The organism is Aeromonas sp. DNRA1, assembly GCF_963888745.1.
Taxonomy (GTDB): domain Bacteria; phylum Pseudomonadota; class Gammaproteobacteria; order Enterobacterales; family Aeromonadaceae; genus Aeromonas; species Aeromonas hydrophila.
The window spans coordinates 252,001-269,374 of record NZ_CAWPKQ010000003.1 but is presented as its reverse complement, the minus strand read 5'-3'; the positions used below and the strand labels follow the sequence as shown (position 1 = coordinate 269,374).

Annotated in this window: 14 protein-coding genes; 4 read left to right on the top strand and 10 right to left on the bottom strand. The window is 63.8% G+C overall.

The genetic code is table 11. From position 1 onward, the window contains the following. Positions 1 to 8: 8 nt before the first annotated feature. The 4 genes from amoF to AACQ43_RS11260 form a co-directional block, all read right to left on the bottom strand. Positions 9 to 3,110 (bottom strand): amonabactin biosynthesis non-ribosomal peptide synthetase AmoF, encoded by a 3,102-nt coding sequence (gene amoF, locus AACQ43_RS11275; protein ID WP_168967305.1) that lies wholly within the window; start codon positions 3,108 to 3,110, stop codon positions 9 to 11. Beyond that, entirely contained in the window at positions 3,107 to 4,018 is a 912-nt protein-coding gene (gene amoB / locus AACQ43_RS11270; RefSeq protein ID WP_168967304.1) for an amonabactin biosynthesis bifunctional protein AmoB, read from the bottom strand. The genes amoF and amoB overlap by 4 nt, the downstream gene beginning before the upstream one ends. Before the next feature lie 23 nt (positions 4,019 to 4,041). Continuing rightward, positions 4,042 to 5,703 carry an amonabactin biosynthesis (2,3-dihydroxybenzoyl)adenylate synthase AmoE gene (gene amoE / locus AACQ43_RS11265; protein WP_168967303.1) on the bottom strand — a complete coding sequence of 554 codons (1,662 nt, stop codon included), beginning with the start codon at positions 5,701 to 5,703 and terminating at the stop codon, positions 4,042 to 4,044. Between the two features lie 76 nt (positions 5,704 to 5,779). Continuing rightward, positions 5,780 to 6,967 carry an isochorismate synthase gene (locus AACQ43_RS11260; RefSeq protein WP_168967302.1) on the bottom strand — a complete coding sequence of 396 codons (1,188 nt, stop codon included), beginning with the start codon at positions 6,965 to 6,967 and terminating at the stop codon, positions 5,780 to 5,782. A 25-nt stretch (positions 6,968 to 6,992) separates the two neighbouring features. Between AACQ43_RS11260 and AACQ43_RS11255 the strand changes: the two genes are divergently transcribed. From AACQ43_RS11255 to AACQ43_RS11245, 3 genes are all read left to right on the top strand, one after another. Continuing rightward, on the top strand, positions 6,993 to 7,235 hold the full coding sequence (locus AACQ43_RS11255; protein ID WP_168967301.1) for a hypothetical protein: 243 nt from the start codon (positions 6,993 to 6,995) through the stop codon (positions 7,233 to 7,235). Between the two features lie 46 nt (positions 7,236 to 7,281). Further along, positions 7,282 to 7,833, top strand: coding sequence for a lipoprotein (locus AACQ43_RS11250; RefSeq protein ID WP_073350571.1), 552 nt, complete (start codon positions 7,282 to 7,284; stop codon positions 7,831 to 7,833). 145 nt (positions 7,834 to 7,978) lie between these two features. Further along, the gene (locus AACQ43_RS11245; RefSeq protein ID WP_168967300.1) at positions 7,979 to 9,979 is read left to right on the top strand and encodes a hypothetical protein; all 2,001 of its coding nucleotides are present in this window, start codon (positions 7,979 to 7,981) and stop codon (positions 9,977 to 9,979) included. A gap of 77 nt (positions 9,980 to 10,056) precedes the next feature. Here AACQ43_RS11245 and glgC read toward each other — a convergent pair whose 3' ends face one another. Next, positions 10,057 to 11,331, bottom strand: a complete 1,275-nt coding sequence (glgC, locus tag AACQ43_RS11240; RefSeq protein ID WP_011706313.1) for a glucose-1-phosphate adenylyltransferase — start codon at positions 11,329 to 11,331, stop codon at positions 10,057 to 10,059. 188 nt (positions 11,332 to 11,519) lie between these two features. Here glgC and AACQ43_RS11235 point away from each other — a divergent pair, with 188 nt between their 5' ends. Then, positions 11,520 to 13,160, top strand: coding sequence for an EAL domain-containing protein (locus AACQ43_RS11235; protein ID WP_168967299.1), 1,641 nt, complete (start codon positions 11,520 to 11,522; stop codon positions 13,158 to 13,160). Here AACQ43_RS11235 and AACQ43_RS11230 read toward each other — a convergent pair. The 5 genes from AACQ43_RS11230 to hemH all read right to left on the bottom strand — a co-directional run bounded on the left by AACQ43_RS11230 (position 13,123) and on the right by hemH (position 17,260). Then, positions 13,123 to 13,617, bottom strand: a complete 495-nt coding sequence (locus AACQ43_RS11230) for a hypothetical protein (RefSeq protein ID WP_017408190.1) — start codon at positions 13,615 to 13,617, stop codon at positions 13,123 to 13,125. The two genes, AACQ43_RS11235 and AACQ43_RS11230, sit on opposite strands and share 38 nt — an antisense overlap. 168 nt (positions 13,618 to 13,785) lie before the next feature. Continuing rightward, positions 13,786 to 14,148, bottom strand: a complete 363-nt coding sequence (locus AACQ43_RS11225) for a DUF2750 domain-containing protein (protein ID WP_010674427.1) — start codon at positions 14,146 to 14,148, stop codon at positions 13,786 to 13,788. Positions 14,149 to 14,335: 187 nt separating this feature from the next. Then, a complete protein-coding gene (locus AACQ43_RS11220; RefSeq protein ID WP_011706316.1) occupies positions 14,336 to 15,640 on the bottom strand; it encodes an inosine/guanosine kinase in 1,305 nt (434 codons plus the stop codon). Positions 15,641 to 15,819: 179 nt separating this feature from the next. Beyond that, positions 15,820 to 16,212: an MAPEG family protein gene (locus AACQ43_RS11215; protein WP_101150025.1), complete on the bottom strand. Its 393-nt coding sequence runs from the start codon at positions 16,210 to 16,212 to the stop codon at positions 15,820 to 15,822. A 73-nt stretch (positions 16,213 to 16,285) separates the two neighbouring features. Further along, positions 16,286 to 17,260, bottom strand: a complete 975-nt coding sequence (gene hemH, locus AACQ43_RS11210) for a ferrochelatase (RefSeq protein ID WP_168967298.1) — start codon at positions 17,258 to 17,260, stop codon at positions 16,286 to 16,288. Positions 17,261 to 17,374 lie beyond the last annotated feature (114 nt).

The window sequence follows — 17,374 nt, the reverse complement described above, 5'->3', positions numbered from 1 at the left end:
CTTATCCATCACCACACCATCTCCACGCTCTCTTCGTCCTCGGCAAGCAGGCCGTCGAGGAAACGGCAGAAGTCATCCAGGCGCGGGTGATCGAACACATCGGAGACCTTCACCTGCACCCCGAACTCGGCGCCAAGCCGGTTGACGATCTGGATGGTCTGCAGGGACTGGCCCCCCAGTTCGAAGAAGTTGTCGGCGGGCGCCATGGTGGCCAGCCCCAGGATCTGCTGCCAGATGGCGCCGACCCGGTTCTCGGTCTCGCTGCCCAGGGTCAGGGCTTCGCCGCCCGCCTGGTAGGCGGCCAGCAGGGCCTTGCGATCCAGCTTGTTGGAGCCGGTGCGAGGCAGCTGGTCATAGTGGCGATAGTCGGTGGGGATCATGGCGGCAGGCAACACCTTGGCCAGCTGCGCCTTGATGACCCGGCTGTCGCGCTCCGGCCCCGCCACGAAGGCCACCAGCCGGCGCACGCTGCCGATGCTCACCCCCTGCACGCAGGCCTCATCCACCCCCGGCAGGGCCAGCAGCTGGGCCTCCACCTCGCCGGGCTGGATGCGATAGCCGCTTATCTTGAACTCGTTGTCGCGCCGGCCGAGGTAGACCAGCCGGCCGGCCACCAAGCGCACCCGATCGCCGGTGCGATAGACGGGCAGCACCTCTTCGCCGATCCGCAGGGTGCCAAAGCTCCCTTGCACACCGCCCACGTAACCATTGGCCAGTTGTGGGCCGAGCAGCACCAGCTCCCCCTCGCTGGCGGGTTGCTCCCCCGCCCCCAGGATGAGCGCCTGCATGCCGGGCAGCGGCAGGCCGATGGGCAGCTGGGCCTGGCTCGGGTCTTCCTGTTGCAGCTCCTGGGTGGTCACCACCACTGTGGTTTCGGTGGGGCCGTAGGTGTTGAACAGGCGCACATCGGAGCGGCCCTGACGCTGCCACTGGGCCAGCTGCTCGGGGTAGACTGCCTCGCCGCCGATGATGACGGTGGTAAGCCCGGCAGGGATATGGGCCTGACCCGCCGTCAGCGCCACCACCCACTCGTTCCAGAACGCGGTGGGCAGGTCGAGGTGGGTGATCCCCATCTGCTCCACCCCGGCCGCAAAGGCGGGCATGGATTCGAGCAGGGCGTCGGTGCGCAGTACCAGGGTGGCGCCGGCGCTCAAGGTAGCGAACACCTCCTCGATGCTGGCGTCGAAGTTGAAGGGGGCGAATTGCAGCATCCGCGCCTCTTCATCCAGGTGATAACGGCAGCGGGCGGCGGCGGCGAAGTGATCCAGCGCGCCGTGGCTCACCGCCACCCCTTTGGGCAGACCGGTCGAGCCCGAGGTGAACATCAGGTAGGCGACGGCGCGGCCGGCGGCCGGCTGGTTGAGCCGATCACCGCTCACCAGATCCCCCGCCAGCAGGGTGCGCCCCTCAAACAGGCTGGCCAGCTTGTGGCGGTACTCGGCCTGGGTGATCAAGGTCTTGACCTCCCCCAGCCGCAGGATATGGCCCTGACGCTCCAGCGGCTGCTCGGGGTCGAGGGGCACATAGACGGCGCCCGCCAGCAGCACCGCCAGCTGGGCGAAGATGGCCTGGGGGGTGCGGGCCAGCATGACCCCCACCTTGTCGCCGGGGACGACGCCTGCGGCCTGCAGGGCGGCCGCCATCTGTTCGGCTCTGGCCAGCAGCGCCTCGTAGCTGAAGCGGACCTCTCCCTGCGCCGTGCTCTGAATCAAGGCAATCTTGTCCGGGGTCTGGGCGGCGAAGTGGCAGAGCGCCTCCAGCACAGGCCGCACCTGGAGAGCTTCATGGGCGGGACCGGCGATCAGGGCGCTGGCTCGCTGCTCGGCCAGCCAGTCGGCCTTGAGCGTTCCCAGGGTCTGGGCGGGCTCGGCCAGCCAGCGTTCCAGCAGGGCAAACAGGGTATCGGCGATGGCCGCCAGATCGGCCTGCTGGTAGCAGTCGGGGTTGGCGTCCAGATCCAGGCGTGGCTGGCCATCGACGCCGACCTGCACCTCGATGGTGAGATCCTCCACCGGGCCGGCGCTGATGTTGAGAATATGGGCAGATAGCGGCCCGAAGCGGCGAGCGTGATCAAACGGCATGATGTTGACCAGCGGACCGAACAGCCGCTTGTCGCCCCCCACCAGGCCAAGGTCGCGGCGCAGCAGCTCGTAGCGGTAGTGCTGGTGCTTGCGCACCCCGCGCTTGGCCTTGGCCACGGCGCCGGCGGCCTCCGCCAGACTCAGCCCCTCTTCGAGCTCCAGAGCAAGGGGGGTGATGTTCATCTGCATGCAGGGCACGGTCAGCGACGCCGAGCCGATGCGGTTCATCATCATCAGGCCGAGCAGGGTCTTATCCTGGCCGCTCGACAGCGACAGCTGGGCAGAGAGACCGGCCAGCAGCAGATCGGGCCAGCCCAGCTTGTGCTCGTCGGCAAAGCCGGTCAGGGATTGCCACAGCGCCGCCGGTAGCGGACGGCTCTCGCGGATAAATTCGGCGGCAATCGGTGCGCGGGTCTCGCCAAAGGACTTCACCTCGGGCCAGCCTTGCAGCTGCTCCTGCCAGAAGGCGCGGGCGGCGGCGTTCTTGCCGCTCTGCTCGCGGCTCGCCTCTTCTGCCAGCACCTCAGCCAACGAGCCGAAGGGGGATGGGGAGTTCATCTTACCAGCCAGCCCCTCTGCATACAGCTCGGCGATGCGCTGGAACAGCAAGGTGGTGCCAAAGCCGTCGAGGGCAATGTGGTGCACGCAGCTGTAGAGATAATCGCGGCCGGGGCCGCGCAGCAGGGCGAAACGGCAGGGCGCTTCTTGGGTCAGCTCGAACGGGCGGCGCAGATCGGCCCAGGCCCAGGCGCGGGCCAGCGTCTCGTCGTCGCGCTCGAGGGAGACCTCTTCATAGGCCAGGGGCAGCTCATGCGAGACGAAGCAGACCGCCTCTTTATCGTCTTCGAAGTGGCCCTTGAGCGCCTCGCACTCCCCTACCGCCTTGGCAAGGGCCGCGGCCAGCACGGCCGCCTCGACCTTGCCGTCGAAGGCGATGCACTCGGCGGTGTTGAACATCGCCTTGTCGTCATTGAGCAGATGTCCGGACCAGAGCCCCTGCTGGGGGATGGTCAAGGGGAAGCGATTCATGGGGTCACCTCCAGCGCCTGGGCTGCCAGCTTGGCCTCGATGAGGCGCCACCAGCCGTTGAGGGTCGGCAGCTTGGCGAGATCCACGAAGCCGAGCTCCACCCCGGCGGCGCGCCACTCGGTGAGCAGGGCCATGATCCGCACCGAATCCAGACCGTAGTCGATGAGGTTCTCGTCAGGGTCAAACTCCCCTTCATCCTCGTCGATATGACTCAGCAGCCGCGCCTTGAGCCCCTCATACGTCAGCAAGGGATTGGTGGGCTGGGCGGCAGAAGCGGAAGCCGGGGCAAGGGCCAGCACCTCCTCGCAGCGGATCACCTTGCCGCAGCGGGTCGCCACGTAGTCGAGCGCCATCTGATGATCGGCCAGAGAGAAATCCGCCACCCCGTCCGCCAGGAAGAAGGGCTGGATGTCGCGCATGAAGGCGTCGCAGGCGGTCATCATGCAGCCGATATGGCCGTAGATGCCGCCGATGATCAGCTGATCCCGTCCCAGCGCTTTGAGCATCTGCTCCAGCTCGGAGCGCTGGAAGGCGCTGTAGCGCCACTTGACCAGCACAGTGTCGTCACGCTCCGGGCGCAGAGCGGCCACCACCTGCTGCTGCTCGGGCCGCTTGTTGAGACCCGGGCCCCACATGTCGTTGAGCAAAGCGCGATCTTCAGGGGATTGATCCTTGGGCTGGGCGGTGTAGAAGACCGGAATGCCGAGGGCCTTGCACTGCTTGCGCACGGCGGCCAGCTGCTCGGTGAGCGCCGCGATCAGCGGGCTGTTTTCGCCATAGAAGGCGGTGAAGTACTCCTGCATGTCGTGGATCAGCAGGGCGGCGCGTTTGGGTTCCAGAGACCAGTTGACCTTGTTGGCCTTCCACTGGCTGGGCATGGCGTAATTGTTCAGGGTTGGGATAGCCATAACGTCATGATTCCTTTTTAGTTTTATGCTGTTGTCAGGGGTTTGCTGGCGGCGATGGCGTGCGCAATGCGCGCCCGCAGCCCCTGCTTGTCAATCTTGCCCACCGCCGTCATGGGCAGGGCGTCCAGGGTTTCGAAACGGTCGGGCAGCTTGAAGTCCGCCACCCCGCGCTCGCGCAGAAACTTGCGCAAGGCCAGCGGCTTCAAGGCGGGATCCGTGCTGACGATAAAGGCGCAGCTCTTCTCCCCCATGGCGCTGTCGGGCATGGAGACCAGGGCCGCATGGGTGATGGCCGGGTGGTGCAGCAGCTGGTTTTCCACCTCTTCCGCTGCGATCTTCTCGCCGCCCCGGTTGATCTGATCCTTCTGCCGCCCCACCACGGTGAGGTAACCATCGGCATCCTGTACCACCAGGTCGCCGGAGCAGTAGAAGCCCTCGGCATCGAACACCCGGGCGTTGTGGGCCGGGCTCTGGTAGTAACCGCGGAAGGTATAGGGGCCACGGGTGTGCAGGGCGCCAGGCTCGCCGGGGGCGACCGGGTTACCCGTCTCATCGAGGATGCGTACCTCGTCGTCCGGGCTCATGGGGCGGCCCTGGGTGTGAATGACCTTCTCGTCGGGGTCGTCCAGCCGGGTGTAGTTGACCAGCCCCTCCGCCATGCCGAACACCTGCTGCAGCCGGCAGCCGAGCAGTGGCCCAATCTTGCTGGCCACCGCCTCCCCCAGCTTGGCGCCGCCCACTTGCAGCAAGTCGAGGCTCTCGAGCTGAGTGCGCGCAGTGGGGTCCGCTTCTGCTGCCTGCAGCCAGAGGGAGACCGCCGGCGGCACCAGCGAGGTGAGATTGACCCGGTGGCGGGCGATCAGCGGGAAACAGCTGATGGGGCTGGGGTCGGGTGCGAGCACCACGGTGCCGCCCGCCTCGAATACCCCGAGGGCGCCCGGGGAGCTCAGGGGGAAGTTGTGGGGCGCCGGCAGGGCGCACAGATAGCGGGTGTGGGGCCCCAATTCACAGATTTCATTGCTGCGGCGCACGCTGTACAGGTAATCGTCGTGGGTGCGGGGGATGAGCTTGGGGGTGCCGGTGCTGCCACCGGAGAGCTGGAAGAAGGCCACCTCGTCCGCCGGGGTCGGGCCATATTTCACTGGCTCACTCTCATCCCCCTTCGTCAACCAGTGGGTCAGCCCCAGCGCCCCTGCGTCGCCATCCAGCAGCACCAGCTCGGTGCCGATGGTTGTCAGCAGCTCGCTCTCGCGACCCTTGCTCGCAAACAGCGGGTGAGCCAGCGAGCCGATAAAGAGGCGCGGAGTGATCTGCTCGGCATAAGAGAGGAGCTCCAGCCGGCTGTGACTAAAGAGCGCGTTGACCGGCGCGATGCCGACTTTAAGCAGGGCGAAGAACACCAGATAGAACTCGGCCGCGTTGGGGAGCTGCACCAGCGCGGTATCCCCCACCCCCAGGCCGTGGCGGGCCAGATTTGCGGCCAGCCGGCTCGAGGCGGTGTCCAGCTCGCGATAGCTGAAGCGGCGCTTGCCGCAGAGGATCGCCTCGGCGTCGGGGGCCAGTTCGCACTGACGCGCCAGCATGGCGGTCAGCGGCTCGCCACACCAATAGCCCTTGGCGCGGTACTGCCGGGCCAATTCGTCGGGCCAGCGGGTATAGGGCAGGAAGTGGTTTAATTGGCTCATTGCGCCACCTCCGAACTCAGGCCCAGGGCTTCCAGATTCGGCTGTCCACTCTGCCAGCCCAGATATTGAAGCTGCGTCATTGCGCCACCTCCAAATCCAGGCCCAGTGCCTTGAGCATGGTGCCAAGCTTGGTGCCGGTCTCGGCCCACTCCATGGCGGGATCCGAGCCCGCGACGATACCGGCGCCGGCAAACAGCTCGACCTGATGGCCATCGAGCACCCCGCAACGGATCACCACGGCCCACTCGCCGTTGCCCTGGCTGTCGCACCAGCCAACGATGCCGCTGAACAGGGCGCGCCGGAAGGGCTCCTGCTCGCGTATGAACTGGCGGGCCAGATCGGTGGGATAGCCGCACAGGGCCGGGGTGGGATGCAGCTGGCAGGCCAAGGAGAGCACCGATGCCTCGCCGCCATTGAGCCGGCCGGCGATGGGGGTGCCCAGATGCCAGAGGGTATCCGTACTCATCAGGGAGGGGCTGGATGGGATCGCCAGCTCGCGGCAGTGGGGGGTCAGCACCCGGCGGATCTCGTCGATCACCAACTTGTGCTCATGCAGATCCTTGCGAGAAGCCAGCAAATCCCTGGCCACCATTTCATCTTGCGCCGGTTCGCTCGCCCGTCTGGCGGAGCCCGCCAGCGGATGGGTGAACACCTCTCCCCCGCTGACCCGCAGCAGCAGCTCCGGGCTGGCGCCAAGCAGACGGCGGTCCTTGCCGAGCGGCAGGGAGAAGTGGAAGGCGTGGGGATTCTGAGCCATCAAGCGGGCCATCACCCGCTTAGGGTCGGCGGGCTGGTGCAGGGTAAGGGTGAGTTTGCGCGACAGCACCACCTTGGCGAGCCGGCCCTCGGCAAACGCATCCAGCGCCGCGCTGACCGAGGCCTGGAATTCGCTGGCCGGCGGGGTGCTCTGCACCGAGATGACCCGGTTGGCCTCGACGGCCTGCTCTGCCGCGGTCACCGATGACGGCTCTGTCGGGGCCAGTTTCTCGCCCCGCTTATAGCGGCCGGGCACATAGAGGCAGGAGGCCTCTGCCGGATCAAACGCAAAGGCACCGATCAGCAGGGGGTTGCTCTGGCCGGCGGCGCTGGCCGCTGCCAGCGCGTCGGCAATCTGTTGTTCCAGCAAGGGCCATTCACAGGCGGGGGTGGTGATAGGCTGGCCCAGGTCAGTGGCACTGATCGTGCCCTGACCCGAGGTAAACAAGAATTCGGGCGAAGACGCAGCCTGGGCAGGCGCGCTATTTTCCATCACAAGAGTATCCACGTTACACCCTCAAACATGATTCAAAATGATAATGATTATCAATTTGTATTTGTGCGGCGGTAAAATACTCGCTTTGAAATCCCCCGGTCAATGGGATTTTTATGCCGATAAAACTGGAACTTATCTGTGGATATTGCCCGTCTTGGCCCGCCGTGCAGGTCCGGCCAGCCTTGCCCGTATGAGCACCGCAGCCAACCCCCCATATAAGGCTGCGACAAAAACCGCGGGCTCGCCGCCCACGCTGGCAGCGAACGCCATTTCCCCCTAAGATGGCGCCATCTTTATGACCATTGCCTCAACCCACGGGATCCTCGATGTTAAAGCACCTGCTTCTGCTCCCCCTCAGCCTGCTGCTGGCCGCCTGTTCACTCACCCAGTACAACGTCAGCGAAGGGGAGATCAACCAATACCTCAAAGAGAGGGTCGCCTTCGAAAAACAGCTGGGGATCCCCGGCATCATGTCGAGCAAGATCCGCCTTGATGAGATGCAAAGTCGCATCGGTCGCCGCCAGGCCGACCGGGTCGAACTGGATGCCGCCGGCGATCTGCAGGTAGCGAGCCCCCTTGGCAACCAGCAGATGAAGATCCGCCTCTCCCTGAGCGCCCGCCCCGACTACGTGGCCGAGCAGGGCGCCATCTATCTGCGCGATCTCGAGCTCATCTCGGTCAAGACCGAGCCGGCCGACGTGGGCACCGCCCTCACTCCGCTGCTGCCCACCTTCAACCAATCGCTCTCGCTGTTCCTCTCCCAGACCCCCGTCTACCGGCTCGACGGCAGTCGCAAGAACGAAGCCAGGATCAAGGATAAAGTCGAGGCGCTCAAGGTGGAGCCCGGCCGGCTGGTCATCCCCTTCAAGCTGCTCTGACCCCCAACCGCGCCCCTCTTCTCTTCACCTCCAGGGGCGCGGTTTTTTCTTCTCAAGCTCCCCCCTTTGCCTCATAATGCACACCATTCTCATTTAGATTCATGAGAAGCGTCATAATAAAATCAAACATATGGTGAGAAGGGACATGAGAAAAACCGTACTGGTCCAGGCGATCGCCTGCGCGATCCTGAGCAGCGCCGCACACGCCGCCGTCAAGGTAGAAGACAAGACATTCAACACCGCCGCCAACATGCTGGCCTACACCGAGTTCGAACTCTCCGGCGAGCCGCTGGCCGAGGCCCTCGGTCTGGATCTGGATGTGCTGGACGCCAACCGCGCCGATGAGCCGACGCCGTTCGACTTCGCCGCCGGCATCGAATCCTACGAATACTCCGAAGAGGCGATGTACGCCCTCAACTACCAATCCGGCATGGGTCCCCATCTGGTGAACGGGCCGCAAAACCAGGCTCGCGGCGGCACCATGGCCTCCCTCGGCCAGCGGGTGCTGGCCATGGCCGATGCGGTCGGTTTCCCGGCCGATGAAGTGCCACAGGGCATGTACCCCCTCTCCCTGCCCTACTCCTCTGCCAACCCGGAGTTCGCGCAAGCAGTCAACGCCACCCCGGTCAACGGCGACCAGATCACCATCAAGACCGCCAAGGGCAACGAGAAGAGCGTCAAGACCCAGGTGCCTGCCTACTTCCGCGACTACGCCACCCTGCGCTGGAGCGGTAGTGACAACCTGCTGGTGCCGGCGGCCGTGGGCGGCATCCTGCTCAAAGAGGTGATGTGGTCCCAGGACTTCCTCGGCGGCATGCACGTGGCCGAGACCGATGAAGAGGTGGAAGCCGCGTCCGCCACCATGGATCAGGACGGCAAGCACAAGCTGGGGGTCTCTGCCGCCGACGGCTTCAACGGCATGATGCTGACCGAGCAGTCCATCGACAAGCTGGCCATCCTGCAGGGTCAGCTCGGCTTTGACGGCAAGCAGCTGGGCGCCAAGATCACCCCGCAGTACGATCCGGCCAAGGGGATCGTCTACTTCCCCCATCAGGTGAAAGTGACCGAGACTGGCAAGAATGACGTTGGCGCCATCGGCAAGCTCGAGGTGGTGGACGGCTCCGCCCAGCTGCGCGACGCCTGGATGATGCTGTGGCCGCTCTCCGAGTTCTACGCCTTCACCGATCAGCGCAGCGCCAACACCAACCAGAACCCGGCCTTCCACGCCGTGTTCGACGGTGCCCCGTTCGCCGCTGCACCGGCCGCCAACAAGGGCAGCGATGCCGCCAAGCTGGTGGCGGGTGACGATGCCTTCTCCCTGGCACTTAACCTCTCCGGCATGGTGTTCAAGAACCTCAATGCCCTGCACTTCGAACCCAAGGCCGGCACCCTGGTGGACAGCTGGCAGGCCGGCAAACAGGGCAAGCACGTCACCACTTTTGACGCTGCCTACAGCCTGGTCGCCCTGCAGATCTTCCAGCGTGCCCAGGATGCGCTGCCGGTCGGCTACGCCGCCGGTGACAATGGCGAGCTGAACCTGAAAACCGCTCAAGGCCAGCAGGCGCTGGTGCTCATTCGCCAGCAGGCAGATTTCATCCTGGCCAATCTCAAGGGCAAAAATGGGCTGGTGCACGATGGGATCACCCTGGGTGGCAAGCTCGATGCCGGCCAGTCCATCGACGCGCAGTTTGCCGCCATCCGCGGCCTGACCGCCGCCTTCCTGGCAACCTCGGATGCCAAGTACCGCACGGCGGCGCGCGAGCTGTTCATCGCCGCCGATAAGGCCTACTTCAATGCCAAGGCTGGTACCTGGCTCGCCGGCAAGCAGGGTGAATACACCCCCTGGACCCAGGCCGCCATCTCCGGTGCCCTGCGCTCCGCCATGCTGAACCTGCGCAACGAAGGCGGCGAGAAAGCCCCGGCGCTGGAGCTGGCCCAGCTGACCCAGCGCTACGTGAGCTGGTTCCGTGGCACCGTCAACGGCGGCATGCAGATGGCCGAGTGGATCGGCGACTCCGGCGAGAACGTCATCGAAGGGGCCGGTGGTGACACCGACGAAGATGGCGTCCCACAAGTGACCGCCGCCGGTGGCAAGCACGGCACCGCCATGGTGATGGCCGCCAAGGCGCTGATCACCGAAAAATAATCAGCCACTCGCTGAACAGAAAAAGGGAGCCATATCGGCTCCCTTTTTAGTTGTGGCGTCTGGCGTTGGGCGTGACATCACCCCAGCTTGGCCAGCATCTCCTTGGTCACCAGCACGATACCCTGCTCGGAGCGATAGAAGCGGCGGCTGTCCTCGTCGGCGTTTTCCCCCACCACCAGCCCGTCGGGCAGCTTGCAGCCCTTGTCCACCACCACCCGCCGCAACCGGCAACCCGAGCCAATCTCGACGCCGGGGAAAATGATGGCCTGATCCAGGGTGCAGAAGGAGTGCACCCGCACATGGGTGAACAGCACGGAGTTGAGCACGAAGGAGCCGCTGACGATCGAGCCCCCCGCAAACATGGAGTTGATGGTCATGCCGTGCTGGCCGTTTCTGTCCTGCACGAACTTGGCCGGCGGCGTCATGGTCTGGCTGGTCCAGATGGGCCAGTTCTCGTCATAGATGTCGAGCTCGGGCACCACGGAGGCGAGATCCATGTTGGCCTCCCAGAACGAATCCAGGGTACCCACGTCGCGCCAGTAGGGTTTCTGCCCCTCCTTGGCCCCCACGCAGGACATGGTGAACGGGTGGGCAAACGCCTTGCCCTCTCCCACGATGCGCGGGATCACGTCCATACCGAAATCGTGTTTGGACTCCTGGTTGTGGATGTCCTCTTCCAGCAGCTGATAGAGGTACTCCGCCTCGAAGATGTAGATGCCCATGGAGGCCAGGGAAACGTTCTCGTTGCCCGGCATGGCGGGCGGATTGGCCGGCTTCTCCACGAAGGCGCGGATCTTGCGCTGCTCGTCGATGTCCATCACCCCGAAGGCGGAGGCCTCCGCGCGCGGCACCTCGATGCAGGCCACCGTCACCTTGGCGCCGAGGCGCACGTGATCGAGCAGCATGGCGGCGTAGTCCATCTTGTAGATGTGATCCCCCGCCAGCACCACTATGTATTTGGGGCCGTAGTCACGGATGATGTCGACGTTCTGGTAGATGGCGTCGGCGGTGCCGCGATACCAGTGCACCTCGTCCACCCGCTGCTGGGCGGGCAACAAGTCGATGAACTCGTTCATCTGGTAGCGCAGGAAGGACCAGCCCGATTGCAGGTGGCGCAGCAGGCTGTGGGACTTGTACTGAGTCACCACCCCGACCCGGCGAATGCCGGAGTTGATGCAGTTGGAGAGCACGAAGTCGATGATGCGGAACTTGCCGCCAAAATGGACGGCAGGCTTGGCGCGGTTGTCGGTCAACTGCTTCAGGCGACTGCCCCGTCCCCCCGCGAGCACCAAGGCCATACTCTGGTTCAATAGTTGCCGTGCTTTGGCAGTATTTACGGGTTCTAACAACATAATTACCTCTGCCTTGTTTTGGTCCATTTTCGATTCATCTTCGCCTGTTTCCGGCGCCATGAAAGTGGTTTCACTCACATTTAACTGATTTCAATTGGCCCTTTTCCAGGAGTTGAGCGGGATCTCATGCTTTGCAGCGCGAGCTTGGTTAGAATTTCAGCATCAACGACATCATCAAGGATGACACCATGTTGAACAAGCTCGGGAGCAACCAGCTGCTGGTGATCGCTCTCCTCTGTGCTCCCCTGCTGCTGTTGCAGGGGCTCTGGCTCGCCTTCACCAGTACGCTGCTGACCCTGCTTATCATCCTCGCCACCAGCCTGCTCGGCTTCGGCTTGCTGAGCATGCTGACCCTGCGCCTTCAACAGGTGGAGCGCAGCCACCAGGAACAGGTGTGGTGCCGGGCACTGCAGCTGCGTGACCCCACCTGCCTGACCCCCCCCGAGGCCCAGGCCGCCCTGCAGCAACTGCTCGCCCACTTCAACGAGGCCGAACGCGATGCCCACCGCCAGATCAGCGAGCTTCACAACCAGGCAACCCAGGACGAGCTGACACAACTGCAAAACCGCCACGCCTTTCGCCGCGACATGACCGAACTGCTGCAGCGGGATCAGGACACCCAGACCGCCACCCTGGTGCTGATCCGCGCCACCGAGCTTGGCAAGCTCAACGCCCAGCGCGGCTTTCAGTCGGGGGATGCCTACATCAAGGATATCGCCAATATCATCACCAGGGTGGTGAGCCGCTTCCCGGGCCATCAGGTCTATCGCATCTCGGGGGCCGACTTCGCGGTGCTGGTGCAGCCGGTCGCCAACATCCCGCCCCCCCTGCTCGGGCGGGATCTGAAGATCGCCTTCGATCACTATCAGCAGCAGCATGAACTGGAGAGCGCCGCCTACTCCGGGCTGACCCGGCTCAGCAGCGGCCAGAAGATAGAGGCCATTCTGGCCAGGGCGGATCTGGCGCTGGCCCGCGCCCAGACCGAGACGGTCAACGGCTGGGCCATCCAGCAGGATGACAGCATGGTGGAGCTGCAGGGGCAGCATCACTGGAAGCTGGTGCTGACCGAGCTGCTGGAGCAGGAGCGCATCAGCTTCACCTACCAGCCGATCCAGCCGATGCACCGCAGCATGCTGGCCTACAACGAGATCTACACCCGTTTCAGCAGTGCCGACGGCACTGTGCTGCCCACCGACACCCTGTTCGCCATGGCCCAGCGGCTGGACATGGTGATGCGGCTGGAGCAGATGCTGGTGACCCACGTCATGCGCCAGTACCGGGCCTTTGGCGCGAATCAGAGTCGCTGGGGCATCAACCTCTCCAGCAACCTGCTGCAAAACAGCGCCTTTCTGATCTGGCTTGACCGACAACTGCTCAACGACCCCAACACCAGCGCCAACCTGGTGTTCGAACTGGATGAAGAGCATCTGGAGCGCAACCTGACCGGGGCCAAGCGGGTGTTCGAACTGCTCAGGCGCAACGGCAGCCGCTCCGCCATCTGCAACTTCGGCAAGGGGATAGGGTCATTCAACCTGTTTCGCGAGCTCAAGCCCGACTACATCAAGCTGGATCCCGCCCTCATCACCGGGCTGGAGCAGGATCTGACCAATCAGCAGTTCGTGCGGATGATCGTCGACGTGTCACACCGGATGGGGTGTCAGGTGATTGCGGAAGGGGTGGAGCAGCTGGGCCAGAAGCAGCTGCTGCAGGGCATGTATGTGGACGGACTGCAGGGCTATCTCATCGCCAAGCCCCAGCAGTTGCGACCGGATATCAGCCAGCTCGGGCTGTTTACTGAGGATGCTTCAACTTCAACAGAGTCAGAATGATGTCGTTGAGCTGGCGATAACGCTCCAGCTCCTTCTGATCGTAGCGGGTCGCCAGGGTGGTGGGATTGTGGCGATTCTTGAGGTAACGGTTGATCTGCAGCCGGTTGAAACCCGCCACCTGATAGACCTGCCCCAGCAGGGCATTGAGCTCCTCGTGTTCAAGGCCAGCCTTGGCGAGGTAATCCTCCTGGGCCGGGCTCTCCAGCTGGCAGCTCTGCTTGGCGATGCGGCCGGTCTCCTGCAGGTAGCTGAGCCACTGCTCCAGGTAGAGCGGCTTGCAGCCCGCCAGCAGATTGAAGAAGCCCACCGCATCGCAGCGGCAGTCGGTCAGCAGCAGCACCGCCAGTTGATCGTCATCGCAGCGGAAGGTGACGGGGCCGCTCTGCCCCCAGTCCAGCGCCTGAACCCGGATCTCGGCTCGCGCCCCTGCAACGCCGGTGACGTCGAATACAAACATGGCTCCTCCCGCTCGGCAAAAGGTTGATGATGGACCATCCCTCTGACGGGTGCAAAGCCAAATCGCCTTTTCATTCAGTATTCTGCAAGCCGGCCATAAAAAAACCGACATCCTTGCGGATATCGGTTCTCGTCAGACGGGCCCTGGCCCGGCTCAATGCAGTGTGGTTCAGGCGTCCAGTTCCACCAGCGCCTTGGCCAGCTCGATGGGCTCGAGCTCCTGCCCTTCCAGATCGGCGTTCCAGTTCGGGCCGACCAGCACGTCGTCTTCGTCCAGATCGTTGATCCAGATATCGAGAAACTCTTCCAGCTCGATCACTTCCGGCTCGTAGTCGGCCCACTCGTCCACGCAGTGCAAGCGGGCATCCCCTTCGGCGGACCAGAGCGGCATCACGTCGGCATCTTCGAACTCGGCAGAGCGGCAGACGACCCAGTCTTCACCGTAACGCAAGCCCCATACCTGACCCGACTCGCGGACTTCTTCGATGAACAGTTGGAAATTGGCGTCAAGATTGTCAGTTAACTTACTCATGGGGCTCTCTCTCTATCGGGTGCTGCGGCCACGGCAGTGCCGAGTGGCAATGCGGTGGCCAAATGGTGTCGTAAAAGTGACATGGACTCAAGCATCTTGGGGTTTATCACACAAAAAACTGCCCGCTGCCGGGTTTTACCTGACAAAACGCCTCCCGAAGGAGGCGTTTTCAGCGCAAGGGGCGGGATCAACGCTCCCAGTACACCTCTTCCAGGCTGTCTTCCTTCTCCGGCAGACCGCGCGACAGGCGCGGGCTGCTCTGGGCCAGCACCTCGTAGCTCACCCGGTTGGCGTACTTGCACACCTGGGAGAGCGAAGAGTAGGTGAGGAACTCGGCCACGTGCTTGGCGGAGTTGGGCACGGCGCTGCGGTGATAGGCGTTGGCCACCATGTCGTGCAGCACGGCGGAGAGTGCCCCGTCCCCTGCCCCGTTGGTGTTCTTGATCTTCTCCGGCCCGCCCATGTAGGGAGAGATGTGGGAGTAGATGCGCTTGGGCACGCGGCAGCCGCTGCGGGTCATGGGGCGGCTAAACTCGTACATGTTGAACTCGGGGATGACACCGGGCAGCAGCGGCAGCGTGGTCTCGCGCTTGAAGTCCTCTTCGGTGTAGGCAGCCATGTAGAGCCCCACCGGCCCTGCGGTGCAGAGCACCATGTCGGCCCAGTCCAGCGCCTTGTCGGCGGCAGCCAGCGGATCGGAGAAGCCGGTCAGAGCCTCGCCCTCTTCCTCGTTCATGGCGAGCACGGTGACGTTCTCGCTGATGAAATCGCGCCACCACTGGGGGTCGGACTCGATGACAAAGCGGGTACCCAGGGTCAGCACTACCGGTACGCCGGCCTCGCGGGCATAACGCACCGCAGTCATGGCAGCGTCCTTCATCGGGGTGCCATCTTCACCGCGCACCAGGTAGGCGGTGATGACCAGGGCGGAGGACTCCTTGATGATGGTCTCGGGGATGTGGGCCACATCCAGATGATCCATCTTGCCGGCGTTGATGCCAAAGCTGCGTTCGCCCCCTTCGGTGATGAAGGTGAAGCAGCGGCCGACCGGGCCGTCTACCGGCTGCAGGTAGTCGAGGTTCACCCGTGACGAGGTGTTGCACAGGTAACGGTAGGCGTAGCTGCCGATGCGGATGTCCTGGCTCATGACGCCGAGCAGGATGGAGTGGGAGTCCGCCAGCACCGAGTAGTTGTGCATGGTGTTGCCGATGGTGCCGCCGGCAAATTCGCTCACCACCATGTTGTTGCTCTTGAGCTCGTCGTAGATCTGCTCGGCCACGTCATCGGAGATCAGCATGGAGTGGCCGCGGCTCAGGCCGTAACGCTCGAGAAATGCCAGATCAACGTGCGCCTCGATGTCGACCAGCGTCTGGTCAATCCCGACCACATAGGCCTTGCCCCGCTCCGCAAGCACCGCGCTCTGGGAGATGAGGGGATCACGACGATCCACAGGAAAGTAGTGTTTGGACTTGCGCTGACCGGGAAATTTCATGGCAATGTTCTTGTGCTCTGGGGGAAAGAGGGGCGGGATTTTAACACAATCCGCCGCGCCGAAAAGTCGCCTGATTAAAATATGAAGTCAGTATAGACACGGCCTGCAGAGGAAAACGTTTACCAGAACCCATCAAAAAAACCACCTCACAAGGAGGTGGTTTTTGCAGCGAACAAGACTCAGCCGGCGGCGAGCCCCTGTGCCAGCGCCAGCACCGAGAAGAGCCCGAGCGAGAGCCAGAAGAAGAGGGTGCCGAAGAGGCGCGGCATGTTCGGTGCCTTGGGGATCTGGATGCCGATGGCGTGCAGGATGCGTCCCACCAGCAGCGCCAGGCCACCGACATGAAGCCAGAATGCCCCGACGCCCGCCAGCTCGCACAGTGCCATCAGCAGCAGGGTGAGCGGCACGTACTCGGCAAAGTTGCCATGGGCCCGGATGGCGGCGCGCATCTCCGGCGCCTCCCCTTCCCCTATCATCACCTTGAACTGGGCCCGGCGCTTGACCACCCAGAAGGAGAGCAAGAGGAACAGCAGCCCCAAGAGGCCGGCGTAAATCAGGGTGATATGCATCATGGTGAAACTCCTTCTCCTTGGATAGCGAACGGCTGGCAGCCAGTGCCGATGGGCGGCACCGGCTGCATGTCTATCAGGCCAGCTCGCGGCAGATCAGCGACACCATCATGCGGATGTGGGCCTGATCGCTGTTGAGGGCCGGAATGTATTCAAACTGCTCGCCACCGGCGGCCATGAAGATCTCCCGGTTCTGCACCTGGATCTCCTCCAGGGTTTCGAGACAGTCGGCGGCAAAGGCGGGGCAGATCACGTCAAGCCGCTTGATCCCGGTGGCCGGCAGGCCACCGATGGTCACGTCGGTGTAGGGCTTGAGCCACTCCTCCTTGCCAAAGCGGGACTGGAAGCTGGCGGTCCACTGGCTGGCCTCCAGCCCGAGCGCCTCGGCCAGCAAGGCGGCGGTGCGCCGGCACTGGTGACCATAGGGATCCCCTTCCCGCTCGTAGCGCTCGGGAATGCCGTGGAACGACATCAGCAGGTGCTCGCCCTGGCCGTGCTGTTCCCAGTGGCGGCGCACGCTCATGGCCAGCGCCTGGATATATTCGGGGTGAGCATGGTAATCACGAATGAGCCGCACCACCGGCAGGTTGCGCTCTTTTTTCATCGCCTTGGCCCAGCCATCGAACACCGAGGCGGTGGTGCTGACCGAATACTGGGGATAGAGCGGCAACAGGATCACCCGGTTGACTCCCTTGGCCTTGAGCGCCTGCCAGCCCTCATCCAGCGAAGGAGAGCCGTAGGTCATCGCCAGCTCCACCGGCACCTCGACCCCTTCGCGCTTGAGCTCCTGCTCCAGCGCCGCGCGCTGCTGCTTGCTTATCACCATCAGCGGCGAGCCCTGCGCGGTCCACACCTGCTGATAGAGCTTGGCCACCTTGGGAGAGCGGGTCGGCAGGATGATGAAGTGGAGCAGAGGACACCAGAGGTAGCGCGGCAGGTCGACGACCCGCTGATCGTGCAGAAACTGGCTGAGAAACGCCTTGACGGCGGCCGTGGTGGGCGCGGCTGGGGTACCCAGATTGACCAGCAAGATCCCGGTTTTCGTGGTCACGTATGCTTCCTGTCGTTCTGTTGTTATGTCTGAATGCAAGAAAGGGCCCATGCCGGGCCCTTGTCTCACTGGCACATTGCCGCAGGCCCCTTGGGGACGATGGCAATGGCGGGC

Excerpts from the sequence above, each read along its gene's own strand:
- amoF (WP_168967305.1), bottom strand. The coding sequence starts at position 3,110 with ATGAATCGCTTCCCCTTGACCATCCCCCAGCAGGGGCTCTGGTCCGGA.
- amoB (WP_168967304.1), bottom strand. The coding sequence starts at position 4,018 with ATGGCTATCCCAACCCTGAACAATTACGCCATGCCCAGCCAGTGGAAG.
- amoE (WP_168967303.1), bottom strand. The coding sequence starts at position 5,703 with ATGAGCCAATTAAACCACTTCCTGCCCTATACCCGCTGGCCCGACGAA.
- AACQ43_RS11255 (WP_168967301.1), top strand. The coding sequence starts at position 6,993 with ATGATAATGATTATCAATTTGTATTTGTGCGGCGGTAAAATACTCGCT.
- AACQ43_RS11250 (WP_073350571.1), top strand. The coding sequence starts at position 7,282 with ATGTTAAAGCACCTGCTTCTGCTCCCCCTCAGCCTGCTGCTGGCCGCC.
- AACQ43_RS11245 (WP_168967300.1), top strand. The coding sequence starts at position 7,979 with ATGAGAAAAACCGTACTGGTCCAGGCGATCGCCTGCGCGATCCTGAGC.
- glgC (WP_011706313.1), bottom strand. The coding sequence starts at position 11,331 with ATGTTGTTAGAACCCGTAAATACTGCCAAAGCACGGCAACTATTGAAC.
- AACQ43_RS11235 (WP_168967299.1), top strand. The coding sequence starts at position 11,520 with ATGTTGAACAAGCTCGGGAGCAACCAGCTGCTGGTGATCGCTCTCCTC.
- AACQ43_RS11230 (WP_017408190.1), bottom strand. The coding sequence starts at position 13,617 with ATGTTTGTATTCGACGTCACCGGCGTTGCAGGGGCGCGAGCCGAGATC.
- AACQ43_RS11225 (WP_010674427.1), bottom strand. The coding sequence starts at position 14,148 with ATGAGTAAGTTAACTGACAATCTTGACGCCAATTTCCAACTGTTCATC.
- AACQ43_RS11220 (WP_011706316.1), bottom strand. The coding sequence starts at position 15,640 with ATGAAATTTCCCGGTCAGCGCAAGTCCAAACACTACTTTCCTGTGGAT.
- AACQ43_RS11215 (WP_101150025.1), bottom strand. The coding sequence starts at position 16,212 with ATGATGCATATCACCCTGATTTACGCCGGCCTCTTGGGGCTGCTGTTC.